The organism is Roseateles sp., assembly GCF_031397715.1.
In the GTDB taxonomy this organism is placed as follows: domain Bacteria; phylum Pseudomonadota; class Gammaproteobacteria; order Burkholderiales; family Burkholderiaceae_C; genus Paucibacter_A.
This window is the reverse complement of sequence record NZ_JANNMI010000342.1, coordinates 1-3,735: the sequence shown is the minus strand read 5'-3', so window position 1 is coordinate 3,735 and position 3,735 is coordinate 1. Positions and strand designations below refer to the sequence as shown.

The window sequence follows — 3,735 nt, the reverse complement described above, 5'->3', positions numbered from 1 at the left end:
AAGTCGGTGTAGTCGCCGATACGGCAGGGCACGGCCATTTGCGCCTGTGCTTGCGGCAGCAGGCAGGCGGTGAGCGCGGCCTGCTGCTTGGAGCCCTCGGCCAGGGCATCAAACAGCGCATGGCGCAGCAAGCGGCGCTTGGGCGCCGTTTGCGCCATAAAGCGATTGAGGTCGCCGTCGGCCAAGGGCTGCAGCAGCACCTGCACCGCCGAGCTCCAGCGCCCGGCGCTCGATGCCAGCTTTAAATCAAGAATCTGGTCACCAATGGCAATGCCGACACGGGCGCTCTCGTTCGAGCCGGCGCGGCGAAACAAACCGTAGGGCAGGTTTTGCAGCGGGAAGTCACAGTCGGCCAAATTGGCGCTGGCGACGAAACTCTGCGCGGCTGGGGCGTGGGTATGGTCAAGCAGGCTCATCAAACTGATTCCTGGAAGTTGTCGCTAAAGTGGTCAGCCAAGCCGGCCCAGCAGGCGGCGTAATTGGATTCAAGCGCGCCGCCACGCAGCGCGAATTCGGTCGGCAACAAGCGCCAGCGGGTCTCAAACATAAAGGCCAAGGTGTTGTCGAGTTTGTGCGGCGCCAGCGCCGCCGTGCTCGCCTTGCTGAAGGCCTCGACATCGGGGCCATGCGGCACATAGGCATTGTGCAAGCTGGAGCCGCCGGGCTTGAAGCCCTCGGGCTTGGCGTCGTACTGGCCCAGCACCAGGCCCATGTACTCGCTCATCACATTGCGGTGGAACCAGGGCGGGCGGAAGCTGTCCTCGGCCACCAGCCAGCGCGGCGGGAAGATCACAAAGTCGCAGTTGGCCCAGCCGGCGGTGTCGGATGGCGAGGTCAGCACGGTGAAGATGCTCGGGTCCGGGTGATCAAAGCTGATCGACCCTAGTGTCATGAAGTGCTTGGTGTCGTATTTGTACGGCGTCAGATTGCCATGCCAGGCCACCACATTGAAGGGGCTGTGCGCTTGGGCTGCGCGCCACAGGCTGCCGCCGTACTTTTTGACGATCTCATAGGCGCCGGGCGTGGTCTCAAAGGCCGCCACCGGCGCCAGGAAGTCACGTGCGTTGGCCAAGCCGTTAGAGCCGATCGGCCCCAACTCAGGCAGGCGGAAGGCCGCCCCGTAGTTCTCGCACACATAACCCCGCGAGGGACCGCCCGTGCTAGCCAAGCCGACCTTGAAGGCCATGCCGCGCGGCAGCAAAGCGATCTCGCCGGGGGCCACATCCAACAAACCCATTTCGGTGGTGATGTGCAGCACGCCTTGCTGCGGCACGATCAGCAGCTCGCCATCGGCGTTGACAAAGGCGCGCCGGTCCATGCTTTGGTTGGCCACATACAGGTGGATGGCGATGCCTGCGTGCGCATCCGGGTGGCCGTTGACGGCCATGGTGCGCAGGCCGGCGATGAAGTCGGTCGCCTCGGCCGGCATCTCAAGCGGCGCCCAGCGCATAGCGTCGGGCGGCGAAACCTGGCCCTCGCGCGCACCCGTGCGCAGAAAGGCATGCGCCAGCGGCTGAAAGCTGCCGACCACCACCGAGGGCTGACGCCGGTACAACCAGCTGCGCAGATTCTCATGCCGCGGCGCGGTGAAAGCGCTGCCGGACACCAGCTCGGCATACAGGCCATGGGCCACTTGTTGCGGGCTGTTGCGACCGACGGGCAAGCTGCCGGCCACGGCCTCACTTTGGTGTTGATTGCCGAAGCCGGCTGAGTAGTTCAAGGCGCTCATCATGGGCAGCTCAGGGTTGAAATGGGGGCAGGGAAGGCAGGCGCTGTTGGCCGCAATTTGGCAACTATTTGGCAACTATTTGGCCGACACAGAATTAAACCAGCACGAATATTATTTGTCTATAGCTAATTTTTACGGGTAATCGCTCTCGGCCGGGCCGCTTGAGTTCGGTTCTAATCTGCGTCCATGATGAGCATCTACGCCCCCTATCCTCCCGAAGCCAAGCAACGGGGTGGCCCGCGCGGCATCCAAAGCATTGAGGTCGGGGGGGCTTTATTGATGGCCCTGGTTCACCAGGGCCGGCCCTTGGCGCTGAAGGACTTGGCGCGCGAAGCCGCGATGGCGCCGGCCAAGGCCCACCCCTATTTGGTCAGCTTCATCAAGCTCGGGCTGGTTGAGCAAGAGACGGTCAGTGGACACTACGGATTAGGGCCGCTGGCCCTGCAGCTCGGCCTGATCAGCCTGCAGCAATATGAGCCGGTGCGGCTGGCGACGCCGCGCATTGAGGAGTTGGCGGCGCAGCTGGGGCATACGGTGGCCATCGCGGTGTGGGGCAACCGCGGCCCAACGATTGTGCGTGTCGCCGAGGCACCCAGCCCGGTTCACATCAGCATGCGGCATGGCACGGTGATGAGCCTCAGGGGCACCGCTTCGGGCCGCTTGTTCGCGGCTCATTTGCCGCGTGAAGAGACACTCGCGGCCTTGGCCGCTGAAGCGCAGACACAGCCGGGCAAAGCTATGCCGACCATCGACGCCGAACTGGCCTCGGTGATGGCCGCCGCCCGCGCAGACGGCTTGGCCAGCGCGCACGACGGCGTCGTGCTGGGGGTCAGCGCGATGGCCGCTCCGGTCTTTGATGACCGGGGGCGCATGGTGCTGAGCTTGACAGCCATAGGCCCGAGCGGCAACTTTGATCTGCGCTTGAGCGGCGCGTTGGCAACCGCGCTCAAACGAGCCGGCGCCGACTTGTCGCGCCAACTGGGCTGGCGCGACCCAGCCAAGAGCTGAGCCGGGGCCAAGGCCTGAGCCGCGGCCGCGGCCGGCGCCTCTAGTCGTCTGTTGGCGCCTACTGCCGCAGCTTGGCCAAGATCGCCACTTCTTCGTCGGAGCCGTAAAAATACGGGTACAGCGAGCGCGTTGGCGCCCCGTTTGCGGCGCTGCCGCCCAAACAGCCGATCTGCTCGTCCGCATAACGCAAGTCAAGCGTCATCAACACCGCCGGTGCATTGACCCGCGTATTGAGCCGCGCCTCGGCGCTAACCTTGAAACCCAGCATGCGCCGGTAAAACGCCACATGACGTGGGTTGACCTCGATCACCAGCAACTCGCAGCCCCCCAAACGATAGGCATGCAAATAGGCCAGATGAAACAAGCGCGCCAGCAAAGCCTTGTTGTCGCTGACATGTTGGTCCAGCGCCAAGCGGCTGAACTCACACAGACTCTGACCGCCGGCCCTCAGCTCACTCAACTCGGGGCCGAACACCGCATCGGCATTGAGGCCCTGCTCCGACTCATAACGCACGGCAATCGTACCCACCGTGGCCAAACCGTCGAAGGCCGAGCAAACCACCACCGAACCGTCTGCGTGGGTGCTGAGGTCGCTGCTGATATAGCCCCGTTCGGCATAGCGCCTCGCGACCAAATTTTGAGCGCCGGAGTAATGCCCCGCCTCAGCGGTACGAATCGAAGGGCCGACACGCAGCCTGGGTGTGAGCTCATGGGACCGTGCAGACGTTTGCATCGTGGACTCTCTTGTCAATCACCCCAAATAGGGGGAGGAGGGTTGCTAAACGACGCGAGTCTATAGAAATTCGCGTGACAAATTCACGCTGGAACGGACAGTTACTAATTAGAAGTCTGGGTCGGCGACAAGACCTAGGGAAAGCCCGAAGCTACTCTGCAGGACTTGCGTGCATGACTGTGGCAATTTGACACAAACGGGAGATTTTGGTCGCTGGCATTGCTCACAACACTTGGGTGCCGAGCGAGTCCGCGCCCCCGGACAC

General features: G+C 63.3%; 3 protein-coding genes and 1 pseudogene. 1 reads left to right on the top strand and 3 read right to left on the bottom strand.

Going from position 1 to position 3,735, the window contains the following annotated elements:
* A pseudogene (locus RMO57_RS14945) lies at window positions 1-416 on the bottom strand (fumarylacetoacetase); the annotation flags it as partial.
* Window positions 416-1,729, bottom strand: a complete 1,314-nt coding sequence (gene hmgA / locus RMO57_RS14940) for a homogentisate 1,2-dioxygenase (RefSeq protein WP_414896437.1) — start codon at window positions 1,727-1,729, stop codon at window positions 416-418. The pseudogene RMO57_RS14945 and the gene hmgA, both read right to left, overlap by 1 nt.
* Before the next feature lie 186 nt (window positions 1,730-1,915).
* On the opposite strand from hmgA, the gene RMO57_RS14935 reads away from it, so the two are divergent.
* Window positions 1,916-2,737 carry an IclR family transcriptional regulator gene (locus RMO57_RS14935; RefSeq protein WP_310387930.1) on the top strand — a complete coding sequence of 274 codons (822 nt, stop codon included), beginning with the start codon at window positions 1,916-1,918 and terminating at the stop codon, window positions 2,735-2,737.
* 58 nt (window positions 2,738-2,795) lie between these two features.
* Here RMO57_RS14935 and RMO57_RS14930 read toward each other — a convergent pair whose 3' ends face one another.
* Window positions 2,796-3,470, bottom strand: coding sequence for an N-acyl amino acid synthase FeeM domain-containing protein (locus RMO57_RS14930; protein ID WP_310387928.1), 675 nt, complete (start codon window positions 3,468-3,470; stop codon window positions 2,796-2,798).
* Window positions 3,471-3,735 lie beyond the last annotated feature (265 nt).